Raw genomic sequence first — 16401 nt, 5'->3', positions numbered from 1 at the left:
CGCAAAAGCCCGCTGCAAGCGCTATCAAGGGGTTGGGAGGGGGTTGCATGGGTGGGTATTGAGAATGCGCGCGGCGAACCCGCGCACATTGGGCTCTCAGATTGAGGAGCGGCCGTCCGATGCACGTTCAGGCATACGGGCAGCGCGTAGCGACAGTCGCGCGCGCTAAACACCCGCTAAACACCCGTAGCGCACCGACTGGCAGAAAACTTGGAATCAATGTCATTGATGCCAGCGCCGGGGCTGCCTATCATTCGAGGTCCAGTCCTGTCTTCAAGGTCCGCGCATATGGACACCACCGCCCAGCCCCACCGCATCGTGCTTGTCGCTTTCGACAATGCCCAGATGCTCGACGTCACGGGTCCGATGGACGCGTTCTCCGAAGCCAATACGGCGTGTGAGGCGAACGGCCGCCCGCCTGCCTACGCGATCACCTTCGCGGGTCCGCGCGTTGGCCCCGTATCGACCTCGTCCGGGCTCGAACTCAATGCGCGCACGAGTTTCTACGACGAGACGCTGGCGCCCGACACGCTGGTTGTCTGCGGCGGGCGCGGAGCACGGCTGTCCGCCGATGACGCCGATGCCGTCGCGGCTATCGCCAGGCTCGCGAACAAAGCCTCGCGCGTCGTCTCGATCTGCACGGGTGCGTTCGTGCTCGCGGCAGGCGGCCTGCTGGACGGCCGTCGCATCACGACGCACTGGAAGTATTGCGACGTGATCGCCCGGCGTTTTCCGCGTATCGATGTCGATGCGGACGCCATCTTCATTCACGACGGGAAGTTCTATACGTCGGCCGGTGTTACCGCCGGCATCGACGTGGCCCTGGCCCTGATCGAACACGATCTGGGTCGCCCAGTCGCACTGGAGGTCGCGAGAGAACTCGTCGTGTTCCTGAGACGCCCGGGCGGCCAGTCGCAGTTCAGCGCGCATATGGCCGCCGATGTGCGGGCGGCCGACCCCGACCGGTTCGCCGAACTCACACGCTGGATGAGTGAGCATCTCGCCGACGACCTGTCGGTCGAGCGCCTGGCCGCGCGCGTGTCGATGAGTCCGCGCAACTTTGCGCGCCGCTTCGCGGAGGCGCTCGGCACACCGCCGGGCAAATTCGTACAGGCGCTGCGGATCGACGCGGCACGTCGCCTGCTGACCGATGGCGACGTGCCCTTGTCGACCATCGCGCGCAAGTGCGGTTTCAATTCGCTCGAAACCATGCGCCTCTCGTTCCAGCGCCACCTCAAAGTCGCGCCACAGGATTTCCGTGCGCGTTTTCAGTCGCGCTCAAGCGTCGCTCAGACGGCCGATTCAGTGTGTGCGTAGCGTGTGTGCGTAGCGCGTGAGCAGATCCCCGCTGAATCGGTCAGGGTTGGAAGCAGGGCTCAAAGGGAGTGCATCATTCCCGGCAGAACGCCGTCTGTCGCCTCGTCCGGATTTCGGCTATTTACAGTGCCTTTACACCCGCTCGCTGAAGTTTTCCTGCGTCGATATCCGCCCTGGCCTACCTTTGGAAGGTCCGTGCGCGCCACGTTACGCGCACGACGAGCGTGACTGTCACGGTGAGTCCGCGTCGCTTGCACGACACCCACTCGCCATGAAGCAAGCCTGTACGCAACGCGGTAACGTATGCCCGGCGCATTCGAGTGCGTCGTCACTGGCATCGAAGCCCCGAACGGCGTTAGGCTTGAGGCTGCGCTTCCCATGAGGCCGCCCGATCGATTGCGATCAGGCCGCCCGATGACGTGGGTTTTCAGGAAAAGAGCAACGATGATGAGCAAAATGCTCGCGAGTACGGTGACATCGGTCTTCACGGCCGCACGTCCCGCTTTGCTTGAGTCGCACGGCTACTTGAACAGTCCGGCGGCCAATTCGAACATGAGTCCTTCGACAACGATCAGTCGCGCAGTCACCGCCGCGATCGCGGCCGGCGCTGCGGCGCAGCCCGGGTTGCGGCAGCAAGTGCGAGAGAGCACGGTTCGTGACACTCCGCCGCTGACTTCCCCCGTTCAGCCCGCCGTTCGACCCGCTGCCCGGCTTCACGCCGTTAAAGTCATCACCGCGCCTCGCGTGCGGCTCGACGTCACCCTGCCCCTTGCACCTCGCGAAGCGGCCGACACCAAACTCCATACCCTGATGCAGAGCGGCCTGGGCGCCTATGTCGCCGACATTCAGGTGACCCCACGCAAAATCGTCGTCGAGCTCAACCTCGCGCACGACGATGTCGACTTCGCATTCCACACGCTGATTTCAAAACTCTCAGAAGCGATCATCGGCCCGGTCTGCACGCGGGTTCCACGCCCCTAGTCGCCGCACATCGCGGATGTCACTCGTTGTCACGCCTTCAGCTCTGGCTGCGCGGCGTGTCCGGGCTGAACCGGCACCCGAGCCTGTACCGCGAGCCCGGGTGCACGAAGCGCGCAAACGTGACGGCCACACCGCTGCTCCACGTGCGTCGGACCAGCGTCAGGCAAGGTGCCTCGGGGCCGATTTCAAGCCATTGCGCTTCGGTTCGCGTCGGCAATCCGGCATCGACGATATGTTCGATCTCGTGGGCGGGCACGATGCTCATCAGATACTCCGACGGGCGAGTCCGCGTGAAGTCCTGATCGATGAATTCCGGCACCACGGCAGGGTTCACATAGCGATCCTCGAGCTGGACCGGCAAACCGTTCTCGCGATGGACACAGATGATGCGATAGACCGACGCGCCGGGCTCCAGCCCGAGCGCCGTCGATACGTGCGCAGGCGCAGCCTCTCGCGCCAGCATCACGTGAGTGCAGCTGTATTCGTGTCCGCGCGAACGAACCTCGTCGCCGATATCGGCAATCATCAGCAGCGTGGACTGGGGCTTGGCCTGCGCGACGAATGTGCCCACGCCCGACAAGCGGGTCAGCAAGCCTTCGTCGGCCAACTCGCGCAACGCACGATTGATCGTCATGCGCGACACACCGAGCGTGTCGACAAGACTCAGTTCCGACGGGATCCGATCGCCCGCGCGCCACGTTCCCGACTGGATCGTCGAGCGGATGTATTCCTTCACGCGCGCATATCGAGCCAAAGGCTCCGCATGCCGCGAGGCCGGCGCCGAGTGATTCGTGCGCAATGCCGCGCTTCTCATGAGCGTGGGCCGGCGCCCGCGTTGCCGACCATCGTCGAATCTGCGCTTTCGGCTGCCGGCGGCGTGCGGTGTTCGACAACAGCCGCATTGCCCGGCGCACCGTCGGCCGACCGCGTCCAGAACGCATTGCGGTCGAAGTAGTTCTGCAGGAACTGTCGCAAGCGCGGATGCTGCGCGTCGTGAAAGACGTGCTGCGGAGAACCCTGCACTGCGATGCGCCCCTCGTCGATAAAGACCACCTTGTCCGCGACCTGTGCCGCAAAGCCCATCTCGTGCGTGACGACCGCCATCGTCATGCCGTCGCGTGCGAGTTGCTTCATGACCTGGAGCACTTCGCCGACGAGCTCGGGATCGAGCGCCGACGTCGGTTCGTCGAACAACATGATGTGCGGCTCCATTGCGAGCGCACGCGCGATCGCGACGCGTTGTTGCTGTCCACCCGAGAGTTTCGCGGGATGCGCATCCGCCCGCGCCGCGAGGCCCACGCGATCGAGCATTGCGAGCGCGACCCGGCGAGCTTCGTCGCGACCCATGCCTCGCACGCGCTGCAGCGCTTCCATCACGTTGCCCGCCGCCGTCATATGCGGCCAGAGATTGAATTGCTGGAACACCATGCCGACGTTGCGCCGAACATGATTGATCTGTGTGTGCGACGCTTTCACACGCTTGCCGTTGCGCGTCGTGTAGCCGAGCAACGCGCCCTCGATCAGCACATCGCCCGCGTCGTACTCCTCGAGAAAGGCAAGACAACGCAACAGCGTGCTCTTGCCTGAGCCCGATGGGCCAATAATGCAGACGACTTCCGATTTCGCGATGTCGAGATCGATGCCGCGCAGGACCTCGACGTCGCCATAATGCTTGCGCAACGCGCTGACCTGGATCAGTGGCTCGACGCGCCCCGTCATCGTTGTTCCGGCCGATCCAGGAACGCTCGACGCATGACTCGCAACCCATGGCGCCGGCGAAGGCGCAGTGGGCCCGTCGCGCTCCGCCGCGGGTTCATCCGCCCGCATCCCTCGTTGTATGGCGTTCATCCTGTGTCCTCGGCGGCGATTTATCGCAACGCAAAACGCGCAAGCCTGCGCTCGGCCCATGTTCCCGTTCGCGACGTCAGCTCGACGAGCGCGAGATAGCAGACGCACAGCACGAGCAAGGTCTCGACGAATGCGAATGACTCGGTGCCGATGCCGGTCAGCACGAAGGTCAGCTCCGGCACGGTGACAATCGACAGCACCGCTGTCTCCTTGCTGAGCACGATGATCAGGTTGGTCAGGGCCGGCACGATGATCACGAGCATTTGTGGCAGCTGGATCCGCGTCACGGCCTGCCAGCGCGACAGACCCAGGCACTCGGCGGCCTCGAGGTGCCCCTTCGGCACCGACTGGAATCCTGCGCGAAACACTTCGGCGAAATACGCGCTGCCATACAGGCCCAGACCGAGCACGCCCGCGGTCATCGGCTCGAGCGTAAGCCCGAAATTCGGGCCGCCGTAATACAGCAGGAAGAGCTGGATCAGAAACGGTGTGCCGCGAAACAGCTCGATATACGCACGCAGCACGCCGCGCACGCCCTTGCCGGCGAACAACTGAATCACCGCGATAACAAAGCCGAGCAGCAAGCCGATCGATACACCGGCCGCCCACGTGCCGAGCGTCAACAGCAGCCCGTGCCCGATCTCCGGCAGATTGTGGGTGATCACACCCGGATCGAAACTCGCCATATCCGTTCCTTCACTCCGTGCGCGATGCCGCGCGGAGGCGTGCGGTGCTGAATCCGGGCGTCGCCTCCGCCCGCCTCTGCTGCCCCGTGCTCATGTGGCCCACCCTCATGTGGCCCACCCTCATGTGGCCCACCCTCATGTGCCCCGCCCTCATGTGCCCCGCCCTACTGTGCAGCGCCTCATGTGTCCCACCTCATGCGACACGCAGCCGATGCTCGGCATAGTGCGCGGCGAGCGACAGCGCGCCGTTGATCACGAAGTAGATCAATGCAGCCGCGAGGTACGCCTCGAGCGGCCGATACGTGCTCGCCGCAATGTTCTGCGACGTGCGCGTCAGCTCCGCGACCCCGACGACCGACACGAGCGACGACGCCTTGAGCAACAACACCATTTCGTTGCCCAGTGCAGGCAGGGTCAAGCGGAATGCCTGCGGGACCTGAATGCGCCACAGCATGTTGAAGCGCGACAGCCCGAGCAGGCGCGCTGCCTCAACCTGTCCATGCGGAATCCCGAGGAAGCCTCCCCGCAGGATTTCGGCGACATACGCCGCCGAACACAGCGCGCAGGTGCTGATCGCTGCGACGAGCGGCGGTACGTTGATTCCGACAAACGGCAGCAGGTAGTAGACGAGCAGAAGCTGGACGAGCAGCGGAACGCCACGAAAGAAAAAGACGTAGGCGCCGCCGAGCGCCCGCGCGAAGGCATCGTGCGAAAGCCGCGCCGCGCAGACGGCGACCGCGACAAAGAACCCGATAAAGAGGCCCGCCAGCGAAATGCCGATCGTGGCGAGCGCGGCCTTGAACAGCAGCGGGAAGCCTTGAAGAAATACGCTCAGGTTGAACATGATGCTCGCGCCAGAGAATGCACTGCGTCACACACGAAATACGCGATTCACGCGCGACGCAGCTTGTTGCACATCAGTACGCACGTCCGTACGCACATCAGCACGCACGTCAGTAGTTGAGCACGGGCTCCGTTGTCGGCACATCCATCGCCGTGCCAAACCACTTCTTCTGGAGCGCCGCGAGACGGCCATCCTTGTTGAGCTTGACGAGCGCCGCGTTGAACGCATCGAGCAAGGGCTTGCTGTCCGCGTCCTTGCGCATGCAGTAAGCGAAATACACCTTCGCGCCGAACGCAGGCTGCACAACCGCGAACGTGTCGGGCCGTTGCTTCGCGACATACGCGATATTGGTCAGCGAATTCGCGACGGCCGAAATACGACCGGCGGCCAGGTCGGCGTAGGCCTGATTGTTGTCGACGTATTCGCGCACTTCCGGCGGCTTGGGCAAGGTGGCGATATACGTCTTGAGCTGCTCGAGCTGCGCGGAGCTCTTGCCGGCGCCGACGACCTTGCCGGAGATATCGCCCGACATCTTGATGCTCGTGTCGTTCGACCGCTTGAGCAGCGCATCGGTCGCATCGGCGATCGGTAGCGAGAAGGCATAGCGTTCCGCGCGCGCCTTGGTCATCGTCAGCGGGCCGCCGACCATGTCGAACTTGCCCGCTTCGAGACCCGGCAACACGCTGGGCCAGGGCAGATCGATAAAGCGCACCTTGACGCCGAGTTCCTTGCCGACCTCGGCAAACAGGTCTTTGTTGAAGCCGGCCTGTTGGCCGTTCTCGAGGAAGTCGAACGGCGCGAACTGCATCTCCGTGCCGACCACGAGCTCGCCCGCCTGCTTGACCTTCGCGAGCTGGTCTTCGGCATGCGCGCCGAGACTCACCGCACTCGCCGCGCACAAGGCCAGCGTCATGAAACTGCGCTTCCAGCCTGCCAGAATCTTCATAAAAGATCTCCGAGTAAACCAGGGGTAAGACAGCGTGCGGGCCCCGACAAGCGTCGCTGCGATTCGGGTTGCGTTTCGATCTGCAATTCGATTCACAACTCGATTCACGATTGGCGCCGCGTGAGCGTGTCACGTAGCGCGGATAAGCGACGGGGATACGATGCGGGGCAGTATATACCGCGATATTCGGCCGAAAAAAATAACGGTTCGCACGCTGATCGAACATGCGATGCCTGCGCAACGAACCGACAACGAACGTGTCTCGAGCTTCGGGCTTGCAGGCGCTGTTCTGCAGACCCAACGCCTGTCGTGGGCGTATGGTGCGCCGAGTTTCGTGTCGCATCGCCCCGGGAATCAGCCAGTTGCGTGCGCAGTTTTCGCGGTATATACAGCGGTAGGTGCGCGTTGCCTGGACGCCTGAAAGCGTGTCGAAGGCCACCCGCCTTTCGTCGGGAATCCTTTCGTCGGGAATCCATATCGCCGAGGAGCGCTCATGTCGTCGTCCAGTCGTATTCCGATTATCGATTTCTCCGGCATGCGCAGCACCGATACGCACGCGCCCGACCCGGTCACGCTCGCGCGAGTGGGCCGCGAGATCCACGACGCGTGCACGCAGATCGGTTTCTTCTATCTGGCGAACCACGGCGTGCCGCAGGCCGTCATCGACCGGGCCGAGCAGGCCGCACGCTCGTTCTTCGCTTTCCCGGTCGACACAAAGCGCCGCGCCGCGGTCAACATGCGGCACCGCGGCTTCAACGCACTTGGCGATGCGACGATGTACCAGGCCAAGCGACCCGACTACAAGGAGTTCTTCAGCATCGGTCTCGAACTGCCTGAAGACGACCCCGACGTGCTGGCCGGCCAGGCATTGCGCGGCCCGAACAACTGGCCCGACTTCATGCCCGAACTGCAACCCGCGCTCTATGGGTACTACGACGCGATCGGCGCCTGCGGTGCAGATCTGCTACGCGCTGTTGCATGCGGACTCGGCCTCGACCCGGCCTTCTTCGCCTCCCGCTATACCAAGCGCATGCAGCGCACGCAGATGGTGTACTACCCACCGCAACCGCCGATGTCGGACGAGGACCAGTTCGGCGTCGCGCCCCACACCGACTACGGCTGCATCACCTTGCTCTGGCAGGACAACGTCGGTGGCCTGCAGGTCCGTGAAATCGCCAACGATACGTGGATCGACGCACCGCCGATTCCCGGCACGTTCGTCGTCAATGTCGGCGACCTGCTTGCGCGATGGAGCAACGACCGGTTCCGCTCGACGCTGCATCGCGTGATCAATACGTCCGGCCGCGAGCGGTACTCGATCGCGACGTTCTATGACCCGACTTACGACGCGCGCGTCGATCCGCGCGAGCTCGGCGCCGACCATGGCACGCTGCGCTACGAGCCCGTCGCCGCGGGCGACTATATCCTCGGCCGGATCAACGATTCCATGGCTTACCGGAAGCGCCGCGCATGAGCGGCGCGACGACAGATCAGACCGCAACGGCGGCGAAGGGCGAGATCGACACCGTGATCGCCGCGCTGCGCGATGCGCTCGGCGCGGAGGCCGTGCGCACGGGTGAAGCCATCGGCGAGCGCGCGTTGACGGACTGGACTCGCATGACCCCCACGCGCCCGGCCGCGCTCATCCTGCCGGCATCGACGGAGCAGGTTTCCCGGGCACTGGCCATCTGCGATGCCGCTCGCCAGCCAGTCGTCCCGCAAGGCGGCATGACCGGCCTGGCCGGTGGCGCGATCGCGCGTGACATCGACGTGGCGCTCTCGCTTGAACGGATGTCCGGTGTCGAAGAGATCGACACGGCCGCCGCGACGATGACCGTGCTCGCTGGCACGCCGCTCGAAGTGGCCCAACAGGCAGCAGCCGACGCGGGATTCGAACTCGCACTCGACCTTGGCGCCCGCGGCTCCTGCCAGATCGGCGGCAACCTCGCGACCAACGCCGGCGGCAACCGCGTGATCCAGTCGGGCACCGCGCGCGACCAGACGCTTGGCCTCGAAGTCGTGCTCGCCGACGGCACGGTGCTCAGTTCGCTCAACAAGATGGTCAAGAACAACACCGGCTATGACCTGAAGCACCTCTTTATCGGCTCCGAAGGCACGCTCGGGGTGATCACGCGCGCCGTGCTCAGGCTGTCCCCGCCCCGGAGATCACGCCATACCGCGCTCGTCGCGCTCGATCACTACGACGCCGCGGTCGCGCTGCTCAATACGCTGCGCGCGCGCTTCGGCAATGATGTCGGCGCGTTCGAGATCATGTGGCCGGACTTTTTCGACTTTGGCGTGTCGTTGACGTCGCATGCCCGCTCCCCGTTCGACGCGCCGCATCCGATGTACGCGTTGATCGAACATGCCGGCCTCGATCCTGACGACGATGGGCAGGCCTTCTCTCGCGTGCTGACCGATGCGCTCGAAGCCGGTGCGCTGCGCGACGCGGTGATCGCTCAGTCGCTCTCCGATGCACGCGCTCTCTGGACGATACGCGAGGCCACCGCCGAATTTCCGCTTCGGCTCGAACCTGTCAATTTCGACGTGAGTCTGCCGATCGGCGAGATCGGGCGTTTCGCCGATGCCTGCCGTGCGCGTTTCAAGCAGTGCTGGCCAGGACAGGTCTCCTATTACTTCGGTCATATCGGCGATTCGAACCTGCACGTGACGGTCGACGGCCGCTCCGTCCCGGGCGTCTCGCACGAGGCGATCGACCGCGAACTCTATGCGCTGCTGGCCCCGTATGGCGGGTCGGTGTCCGCCGAGCACGGCATCGGCGTGCTCAAGCGCGCGTTCCTGCCGGTGTCGCGGACCCAGGCGGAGCTCCAGGCCATGCGCGCCATCAAACGCGCGCTGGATCCCCACGGCATCCTGAACCCGGGTAAGCTCTTGCCGGATATGTAACGCGCAAGACATCTCATGGAAGATCTGAAAAAGGACGGTGACGCCGCAGCCCCCGGCTTTCGCGACGGCATGCTCGATGTGGGCGATGGCCACTCGCTTTACTGGCGCAGTCACGGCAACCCGAACGGACCTGCGGTCGTGATCCTGCACGGCGGTCCCGGAGGGGCGACCAATCCGCGATGGGCGGACTTCTTCGACCCCGCGCAGTGGCGCATCGTCATGTTCGACCAGCGCGGATGCGGTCGGTCGACACCGTTTGGCGAATTGCGTGAAAACGGCCTGAAGCAACTCGTCTCCGATATCGAGGCACTTCGCACACTGCTTGGCATCGAGCAATGGGCCGTGTTTGGCGGGTCGTGGGGCACCACGCTCGCACTCGCCTACGGCATTCAGCATCCCGAGCGGTGCACGGGCTTTTTGCTGCGCGGCATCTTCCTCGCGCGCCGGCAGGACATCGACTGGTTTCTCTGGGATGTGCGGCGCGTATTTCCCGACGCGCATGCCCGGTTCCTCGACGCGATCGAACAGGCGAGCGGGCGGCGACCGAAAAACGTCGCCGAGGTGCTCGAGTTCGCCGAGGCGCCGTTGTCGCGGTTCGATACGGCGGGGCTACGTCTCGCTCAGCAGTGGTCGGGGTTCGAATATGGCCTGTCGTCCGTCGGCCCCATGCCGGACGATGCGCCAGCCAAGTCGGGCGACACCGGCGCTTCGGATGCGGATGGAACAGGCGGCGTGCGGAACACGAGTGCTACGAGTGCGACTAGCTCCGCTGCGGGAGCAAACGGCGCGGGTGCCGCGGCCGGTTCGGGCGCGGCAGGCAGCCATGCGCAGAACACCGCTGCAAACACGCCCGGCGCGGCGCGCGTGCCTTCATCGGCAATATCGATGGCGCTGCTTGAACGCCACTACATGGCGAAAGAACTCCCGCCGCCGGATCTGCTGCTGCAGGTCTACCGGATCGCACACCTGCCCTGCTATATCGTGCACGGCCGCTTCGATATGGTGTGCCCGGCCGATCAGGCGCAAGCACTCGCCGACGCATGGCCCGGCGCGAGTCTGTCGCTGGTCAAGGCATCGGGCCACTACACCTTTGAACCCGGCATTGCGGCTGCGCTCAAGCGTGACGCGCAGCGGCTCTATGCGGATACCCGCTCCGCCGCGACACGAGGATAATGGTCGGACCTCAGGGTCGAGCCGTCGCGCGATGCGATGCCTGATGTCATCCCTGACAACGATGCCGAAAAGAAGCGAACGATGAGAGCGTTATGAACGAACCGACAGAAGCCCAGAAGCGCGCCGAAGAGGCTCAGGCGATGGAACGCGTGGTCGCCGCCACACACAAGGTCCAGACGGCCTTTACCTCGCTGCAATCGCAGTTTCCGCCCGAAGGCAGCGGTCAGCCGTCGAAGCTCGCGCTTCAGGTGCTCGATGTCGCTCTACAGGAACTCGAGGACGCGCAAATGGCGTTCGACGGTCTGCTCAACGATCTGCTCGACGGCGAACGCTAGATTCGCCAGCCCACGCCCGATCACTCAATGATCTGGCGTGGGTGCATCATGGCGACGACGTCTTTCGGTTCGGCGCCTTGCAGTCCGGCGTCTTGCAGACTGGCATCTTTCAGACGACGTCGTTCAGACCGGCACTTTGAAAGACTCACGCGCCTTGAGCGCGAGCGCCCGTGCAGCGCATCCATCCTGATGGTCGTTGACCAGCCCCATCGCCTGCATCAGCGCATACATCGTCGTCGGCCCCACGAATTTCCATCCGCGTTTCTTGAGCTCTTTGCTGAGCGCCGTCGATTCCGGCGTGATGGCCATCGTGCTCAACACCTCACGGGTCAGCTTCTTCGGCCGCGTCTTCGGATCGGGCTCGAAGCGCCAGAGAAATGCGGCGAGTGAGTGCTCCGTTTCAAGCAGTTCGAGCAGACGCTGCGCGTTGTTGATCGCAGCCTCGATCTTGCCCCGGTGCCGCACGATGCCCTCATCGCCGAGCAAGCGCTCGATATCGCGCTCATCAAAGCGCGCGACCTTGCGTGCGTCGAAATTCGCAAAGGCCTTGCGGAACGCCTCGCGTTTGCGAAGGATCGTGATCCAGCTCAAACCCGACTGGAAACCCTCGAGACAGATCTTTTCGAACAGGCGCCGGTCGTCGTCGACCGGAAAACCCCATTCGTGATCGTGATAGCGCTGGTACTCGGGGATGCCTTCGCACCAGTGGCAACGCGCGACCATCTCGGCGCTTTCCGAATGGTCGGCGACCATCGGGGCGGCCTTCGAAACGGCCTTTGAAGCCGTTTTCGGGCTCGTTTTTGAAACCGCTTTTGAAGCTTGATCCGGATCCGCCTTCGAGCCCGCTTTCGTACCCGATTTCGTACTGGCCTTGAGCTCCGTCGCGGAACCCGCTTTCAACGTCCCTTTATCGGAAGCGGAGCTCGTTGGTTTCTTTGAAGTCTTGCGCGTTGCTTTTTCGTCAGCCGACATGGGTGTCTCCGTTCGCCGTTCGCGAGTCGGTGAGAGTGTAAGCGCATGCGCGCGACAACGTCTTTGCCGGTTTGGCCTACCGCGACAGCGTGATCAGCAAATACGCCGCGTAAAGCCCGCCGTTGATAAGCAATGCCCAGACACGCACGCCGTCCTTGTGCGAATTGAGCCGCATCCAGATCGCGGCGATAAGCGTGATCGTCACCCCCGTGAGCACTTCGATGCGCGGCGCCCACGGCGTCAGCATGATGCCGATTGCCGGCAGCAGCGTGCCCTGGAACACCATGGCACCCGTGATATTGCCGAACGCGAGCGTGTCCTTGCCGCGGCGGATCCAGAGAATGCTATTGACCTTCTCCGGCAGCTCGGTCGCGATCGGAATGATCAACAACGACAGCAGCAACGCCGAGACGCCGAGCGCTTTCGAGACGCCTTCGACACCGTGAATAAAGCCCTTCGCGCCGCCGACCAGCAACACAACGGCGAGTGCAAGCTGCAGCACGATGGTGGCAAGGTTGGTCGGCAGCCCGAATCGCGCGAGAAACATATGTCCCTCGGCTTCGGTGCCGTGGCCCGCATCGACGAGGGATTCCGAGGCGCGCAGCGTCGACGCGACGTAGGCCACATACACGCCGACCAGGGCCAGCGAGATCAGCGCACGCACCAGCGTGTTGTGGTGCGGCACGAACATCGCCGCGGCCGCGAGTACGAACGCACAGATAAAGAAGTTGAGGTCACGCTCGAAGCCCGAGCGTTCAGGGCGGATGCGGCCCGACACCTTGCGCTCGCGGAACACCGCAAGCGTCATCAGAAATGTCGACAGCGTGGCAAGCATCAGCGGCGCACCGAGAATGGCGCCGACCCCGATCTCCTCGTTGACCGTTCCCGTCGCATGGTCGCCGGACAAAATGGCGAGCAACGGCACCGTGGTTTCGGGCAAAGCCGTACCAACCGCCGCGAACAAGGAACCCGTGACGCCTTCGGAGATCTTGAGGCGCTCGCCCAGATGTTCGAGCGCATTGGTAAAGAGTTCGGCTGCGATGAGGATAATCACCAGCATCAGCAGCAACTCGAGAACAAGAGAGATCACGCAAGCTCCAGGGGCCGGACGATCGATCCATGACGCACCCTTCTCGTCCGGCCAGGACGAAGTGGCGCGTCAATGGTCTCGCCAAACCTTGCAAGGTCGAACGCGCCACGGCTATCGCCGATGATGTTGACGCGCTCTCTTCCCGAAGCGGAAGAAGACTACTCCCCAATGACGGGGGGCATTGTATCGAGCGGGGCGCCTTTCGACAAGTTTTCAGCCGGCAGCATGAAGTCGCGGGTGCCGCTCGAGATGCCGTTCAGGGTGCAGGATACGTACCCGTGCCGTCCGGCCAGGGCGTGAGAACCTCGTACCCGTCGTCGGTCACCGCGATCATGTGCTCCCACTGGGCCGACCACGACTTGTCTCGCGTGACGACCGTCCAGTTGTCTTCGAGCACCTGCGTCGCCGCGCGTCCGATATTGATCATCGGCTCGATCGTGAACACCATACCCGGCTTCAGCTTCAGGCCTGTGCCCGGTTGCCCGTAGTGCAGCACCTGCGGTTCTTCGTGATAGATCTTGCCGATGCCGTGCCCGCAATACTCACGCACGATTGAATACCCCTCGCGATGCGCGACACGCTGAATCGCGTGCCCGACGTCGCCGAGCGTGGCACCCGGGCGCACCTGATGAATCCCGGCAAGCATGGCCTCATACGTCGTCTCGACCAGACGCTTCGCCTTGTCGCTCGCCGGCCCCACGAAGTACATGCGGCTCGTATCGCCGAAATAGCCGTCCTTGATCACCGCGACATCGATATTGATGATGTCGCCATCCTTGAGCGTCTGCTTCGCGTTCGGAATCCCGTGGCAGACCACGTGATTGACCGACGCGCAGATGGTCTTCGGAAAACCGTGATAGCCGACATTGGCCGGAATCGCACGTTGATGATTGACGATGAAGTCGTTGCAGATCGCATCGAGCTCGTCGGTGGTCACGCCCGCGCGCACGTGGGGGGCAATCATCTCGAGCACGTCCGCGGCGAGCCGGCCCGCAATGCGCAGCTTCGCGAGATCCTCCGCGGATTTATAGGTAATGGGCATTCACATTCGACTGAATTGGGCCGCGCGGACGATTCCGCGCGGGCATCGCGACATTCTATCGGCCATTGCACGCGCGCGCTCAAAGCAGGTCACAGCATGCGCACCTGCCTTCAACGTGCGGCGAAGCGGCGATGAGCGGATTCGTCAGCGCCCGATGTGCCCTCGCCCTCGGTGTCCTGAGCCGGGATCACGCGGCCGCCGAACTGAAGGTGTGCAGCCAGCACGCACGCTTCGGTCAATTCATGAAGCGTCGCGACGAGATTGGCGTTGCCGAGATCCGAAATCGATCCGCTTCCCTTCGCCGCCGCATGAATCCATTCCCGGCCCAGACCGAACACGATGGTGGCACCCGGCACACGTTGCTGCACGCGCCGGATCAGGTAGCGCAAATAGAACGGCAGGTATTCGGCATCGAACGAGAGGATGCAGACGATCGTCGAGCGCTCGAGTGCTTCGACGGCCTGATTGTCGCGCGCGAAATCGTCCGACGCGACGTGACTCGCGCTCATGCCGTGCTTGTCGAGCAACTGCATCGCGATCGCGGCCATCAGTTCGTCGAGCTCGCCGCGGCCGGAAATGCACAGCACCGGCGCGTGACGTCCGCCGCGGCCCGGATCGAAGTCGGGCACCGATTGCACGGCCCCGTCAAGCCGCTCGGGCAGGAGATCGCCGATGGGTGCGCGTTCCGCGGCTTCTTCAGGTGACATCGATTCGAGCGCCCGGTCCTCGACATCCTCGAGCCCCTCGATCAGGTCCTGCGTCGCCTGCTTGATGCGTCGCAACTGCGCCTCGGTCACCACGCCACGCGCCATATCGTTGTAGGCGAGGCGCAGGCCCTTGATCGCGACTTCGTCGTAATAGGCCATCAACGAGTTTTCGCGCAACAGGACCTCGGCCTGCGTCAGGGCTTCATCGGGGTCGCCGGCGAGAATGCGTTGATAGAAATTCTCGTCGGGCGTGAGCGCCGGCCTGTCTCCGAACAGCACCTCGAGGAATTGCAGCCGGTCGACGTGCCGGCCCAGGATCACGAGGCACAGCGTCAGCGGCGTCGACAGAATCAGCCCGATCGGCCCCCAGATCCAGCTCCAGAAGATTGCCGCGACAATCACCGCGAACGGCGACAGGCCCGTGCTATGCCCGTACAGCACGGGCTCGATCACCTGCGAGGCAAGGATCTCGACAAAGCCGAACAGCACGATGGTCCAGACGAACAGCGTCCAGTTGGGCTGAACCGCCGCAGCCAGCAATGCCGCCGCGGCCGCAGCGAGCCACGAGCCGATATACGGGACGAACCGCAGCAACGCCGCCAGAACGCCGAACAGCAGCGCGCCCGGCACCCCCATCACGACGAGCCCGATTGCGATGACGATGCCCACGCCCGCGTTCATCGACAGCTGCGCGACGAAATACCGGCTCAGGCGGCGAGCCGCCTCGTCCATCGCCGTGGTCGTGCGGTGCAGGTCGCTCGAGCCGACAAGCCGGATCATCCGGTCGCGTAGGTCACCGCGCTGAATCAGGATAAAGATCGCGACAATCAGCACGATGCCCGACGTCGCGAGTGGATCGACCACCGGCGACAGGAAGCGCTGCGCGAGCTGGAGCGGCGACGCAGACGGCTCATGAACCTCGACGGGCAGCGGGCGCACGTCGTTTTCCGCGTCGGCCGGCTTCGGTGTCGAATTGTCCTGAACACGTTGCCCCGACTCCTTGAGTGCATGGGCGGCGCGCGTCAGCAGGTCGTCGGCCCTGCCGAGGGTCTTTTCCTGGACGGTGTTGACCTTGTCTTCGATGGTGGCCTGATACCGCGGCAGCGACGACGCGAGTTGCGCGATCTGCACGCCGATAAGCCCGCCCATCGCGAGCACGACGAGCAGCGCGAACACGACGGCTGCAATCACTGAAGGAATCCGGCCCAGGCGAAACGACCGCAGCCAGTCGGCAAGCGGCGCGAGCAGGAAACTCAGCAGAATCGCCAGCGTGATCGGAATGAGCACCGTGCGGCCGAAATACAGCGCGCAGACGACGATAACCGCCGTGATCAGCGTCGTGAGAACACGAATACCGGGTGCTTCCGCAGGGGCCACCTGTGCAGGCGGCCGGGGCGGCTTGGGTACGCCATCCATAGAACTCTCACTGTGAACACCGGCGCGACCGGCGACGGTTGAATAGTGCGTCCGGGCCGCGCACGCTGCAGTTCGCCCGCATGGCGCATCGCTGCGAGCAACGTCAAGCAAGGGGCATTCCCGCGGCGCTGCACGCA

The 16401-nt window shown here is 63.9% G+C and carries 15 protein-coding genes and 1 riboswitch; of the genes, 6 read left to right on the top strand and 9 right to left on the bottom strand.

Annotation, left to right across the window (positions count from 1 at the left end; translation table 11 throughout):
* The first annotated feature begins 288 nt into the window (after nt 1-288).
* Nucleotides 289-1317 carry a GlxA family transcriptional regulator gene (locus ACMFWR_RS02570; protein ID WP_413193482.1) on the top strand — a complete coding sequence of 343 codons (1029 nt, stop codon included), beginning with the start codon at nt 289-291 and terminating at the stop codon, nt 1315-1317.
* Nucleotides 1318-1761: 444 nt separating this feature from the next.
* Entirely contained in the window at nt 1762-2298 is a 537-nt protein-coding gene (locus ACMFWR_RS02565) for a hypothetical protein (RefSeq protein ID WP_413193481.1), read from the top strand.
* A 37-nt stretch (nt 2299-2335) separates the two neighbouring features.
* Here ACMFWR_RS02565 and hutC read toward each other — a convergent pair whose 3' ends face one another.
* The 5 genes from hutC to ACMFWR_RS02540 form a co-directional block, all read right to left on the bottom strand.
* Complete coding sequence (hutC, locus tag ACMFWR_RS02560; RefSeq protein WP_413193480.1) at nt 2336-3112, bottom strand: histidine utilization repressor; 777 nt, start codon at nt 3110-3112, stop codon at nt 2336-2338.
* Nucleotides 3109-4017 carry an amino acid ABC transporter ATP-binding protein gene (locus ACMFWR_RS02555; protein ID WP_413194748.1) on the bottom strand — a complete coding sequence of 303 codons (909 nt, stop codon included), beginning with the start codon at nt 4015-4017 and terminating at the stop codon, nt 3109-3111. Before ACMFWR_RS02555 ends, hutC begins: the two co-directional genes overlap by 4 nt.
* A gap of 149 nt (nt 4018-4166) precedes the next feature.
* On the bottom strand, nt 4167-4832 hold the full coding sequence (locus ACMFWR_RS02550) for an amino acid ABC transporter permease (protein ID WP_413193479.1): 666 nt from the start codon (nt 4830-4832) through the stop codon (nt 4167-4169).
* Nucleotides 4833-5025: 193 nt separating this feature from the next.
* Nucleotides 5026-5676: an amino acid ABC transporter permease gene (locus ACMFWR_RS02545; protein ID WP_413193478.1), complete on the bottom strand. Its 651-nt coding sequence runs from the start codon at nt 5674-5676 to the stop codon at nt 5026-5028.
* Between the two features lie 109 nt (nt 5677-5785).
* Nucleotides 5786-6622: a transporter substrate-binding domain-containing protein gene (locus ACMFWR_RS02540; protein ID WP_413193477.1), complete on the bottom strand. Its 837-nt coding sequence runs from the start codon at nt 6620-6622 to the stop codon at nt 5786-5788.
* Nucleotides 6623-7115: 493 nt separating this feature from the next.
* Between ACMFWR_RS02540 and ACMFWR_RS02535 the strand changes: the two genes are divergently transcribed.
* From ACMFWR_RS02535 to ACMFWR_RS02520, 4 genes are all read left to right on the top strand, one after another.
* Entirely contained in the window at nt 7116-8096 is a 981-nt protein-coding gene (locus ACMFWR_RS02535; protein ID WP_413193476.1) for an isopenicillin N synthase family dioxygenase, read from the top strand.
* Nucleotides 8093-9529 (top strand): FAD-binding oxidoreductase, encoded by a 1437-nt coding sequence (locus ACMFWR_RS02530; RefSeq protein WP_413193475.1) that lies wholly within the window; start codon nt 8093-8095, stop codon nt 9527-9529. Before ACMFWR_RS02535 ends, ACMFWR_RS02530 begins: the two co-directional genes overlap by 4 nt.
* Nucleotides 9530-9544: 15 nt before the next feature.
* Nucleotides 9545-10702, top strand: a complete 1158-nt coding sequence (locus ACMFWR_RS02525; protein WP_413193474.1) for an alpha/beta fold hydrolase — start codon at nt 9545-9547, stop codon at nt 10700-10702.
* A 92-nt stretch (nt 10703-10794) separates the two neighbouring features.
* Nucleotides 10795-11037, top strand: coding sequence for a hypothetical protein (locus ACMFWR_RS02520; protein WP_413193473.1), 243 nt, complete (start codon nt 10795-10797; stop codon nt 11035-11037).
* A 123-nt stretch (nt 11038-11160) separates the two neighbouring features.
* Here the strand turns inward: ACMFWR_RS02520 and ACMFWR_RS02515 are convergent, their stop codons facing one another.
* From ACMFWR_RS02515 to ACMFWR_RS02500, 4 genes are all read right to left on the bottom strand, one after another.
* Entirely contained in the window at nt 11161-11760 is a 600-nt protein-coding gene (locus tag ACMFWR_RS02515; RefSeq protein ID WP_413194747.1) for a DNA-3-methyladenine glycosylase I, read from the bottom strand.
* A 325-nt stretch (nt 11761-12085) separates the two neighbouring features.
* Nucleotides 12086-13069: a sodium:calcium antiporter gene (locus ACMFWR_RS02510; RefSeq protein WP_413194746.1), complete on the bottom strand. Its 984-nt coding sequence runs from the start codon at nt 13067-13069 to the stop codon at nt 12086-12088.
* A gap of 32 nt (nt 13070-13101) precedes the next feature.
* Nucleotides 13102-13278, bottom strand: a riboswitch (yybP-ykoY riboswitch).
* A 77-nt stretch (nt 13279-13355) separates the two neighbouring features.
* A complete protein-coding gene (gene map / locus ACMFWR_RS02505) occupies nt 13356-14141 on the bottom strand; it encodes a type I methionyl aminopeptidase (RefSeq protein WP_413193472.1) in 786 nt (261 codons plus the stop codon).
* 110 nt (nt 14142-14251) lie between these two features.
* Entirely contained in the window at nt 14252-16264 is a 2013-nt protein-coding gene (locus ACMFWR_RS02500) for an AI-2E family transporter (protein ID WP_413193471.1), read from the bottom strand.
* Nucleotides 16265-16401: the final 137 nt, after the last annotated feature.

Origin of the sequence: Pararobbsia alpina (assembly GCF_965118125.1) — a bacterium.
GTDB classification, from domain to species: Bacteria; Pseudomonadota; Gammaproteobacteria; order Burkholderiales; family Burkholderiaceae; genus Pararobbsia; species Pararobbsia alpina_A.
The sequence above is the reverse complement of the archived record's forward strand: the minus strand, read 5'-3'. Positions and strand labels throughout refer to the sequence as shown.

Bases quoted from the DNA above. Each gene is read 5' to 3' on its own strand.
- map (WP_413193472.1), bottom strand. From the start codon at position 14,141: ATGCCCATTACCTATAAATCCGCGGAGGATCTCGCGAAGCTGCGCATT.
- ACMFWR_RS02555 (WP_413194748.1), bottom strand. From the start codon at position 4,017: ATGACGGGGCGCGTCGAGCCACTGATCCAGGTCAGCGCGTTGCGCAAG.
- ACMFWR_RS02530 (WP_413193475.1), top strand. From the start codon at position 8,093: ATGAGCGGCGCGACGACAGATCAGACCGCAACGGCGGCGAAGGGCGAG.
- hutC (WP_413193480.1), bottom strand. From the start codon at position 3,112: ATGAGAAGCGCGGCATTGCGCACGAATCACTCGGCGCCGGCCTCGCGG.
- ACMFWR_RS02545 (WP_413193478.1), bottom strand. From the start codon at position 5,676: ATGTTCAACCTGAGCGTATTTCTTCAAGGCTTCCCGCTGCTGTTCAAG.
- ACMFWR_RS02540 (WP_413193477.1), bottom strand. From the start codon at position 6,622: ATGAAGATTCTGGCAGGCTGGAAGCGCAGTTTCATGACGCTGGCCTTG.
- ACMFWR_RS02525 (WP_413193474.1), top strand. From the start codon at position 9,545: ATGGAAGATCTGAAAAAGGACGGTGACGCCGCAGCCCCCGGCTTTCGC.
- ACMFWR_RS02520 (WP_413193473.1), top strand. From the start codon at position 10,795: ATGAACGAACCGACAGAAGCCCAGAAGCGCGCCGAAGAGGCTCAGGCG.
- ACMFWR_RS02515 (WP_413194747.1), bottom strand. From the start codon at position 11,760: ATGGTCGCGCGTTGCCACTGGTGCGAAGGCATCCCCGAGTACCAGCGC.
- ACMFWR_RS02550 (WP_413193479.1), bottom strand. From the start codon at position 4,832: ATGGCGAGTTTCGATCCGGGTGTGATCACCCACAATCTGCCGGAGATC.
- ACMFWR_RS02570 (WP_413193482.1), top strand. From the start codon at position 289: ATGGACACCACCGCCCAGCCCCACCGCATCGTGCTTGTCGCTTTCGAC.
- ACMFWR_RS02565 (WP_413193481.1), top strand. From the start codon at position 1,762: ATGATGAGCAAAATGCTCGCGAGTACGGTGACATCGGTCTTCACGGCC.
- ACMFWR_RS02535 (WP_413193476.1), top strand. From the start codon at position 7,116: ATGTCGTCGTCCAGTCGTATTCCGATTATCGATTTCTCCGGCATGCGC.
- ACMFWR_RS02500 (WP_413193471.1), bottom strand. From the start codon at position 16,264: ATGGATGGCGTACCCAAGCCGCCCCGGCCGCCTGCACAGGTGGCCCCT.
- ACMFWR_RS02510 (WP_413194746.1), bottom strand. From the start codon at position 13,069: ATGCTGGTGATTATCCTCATCGCAGCCGAACTCTTTACCAATGCGCTC.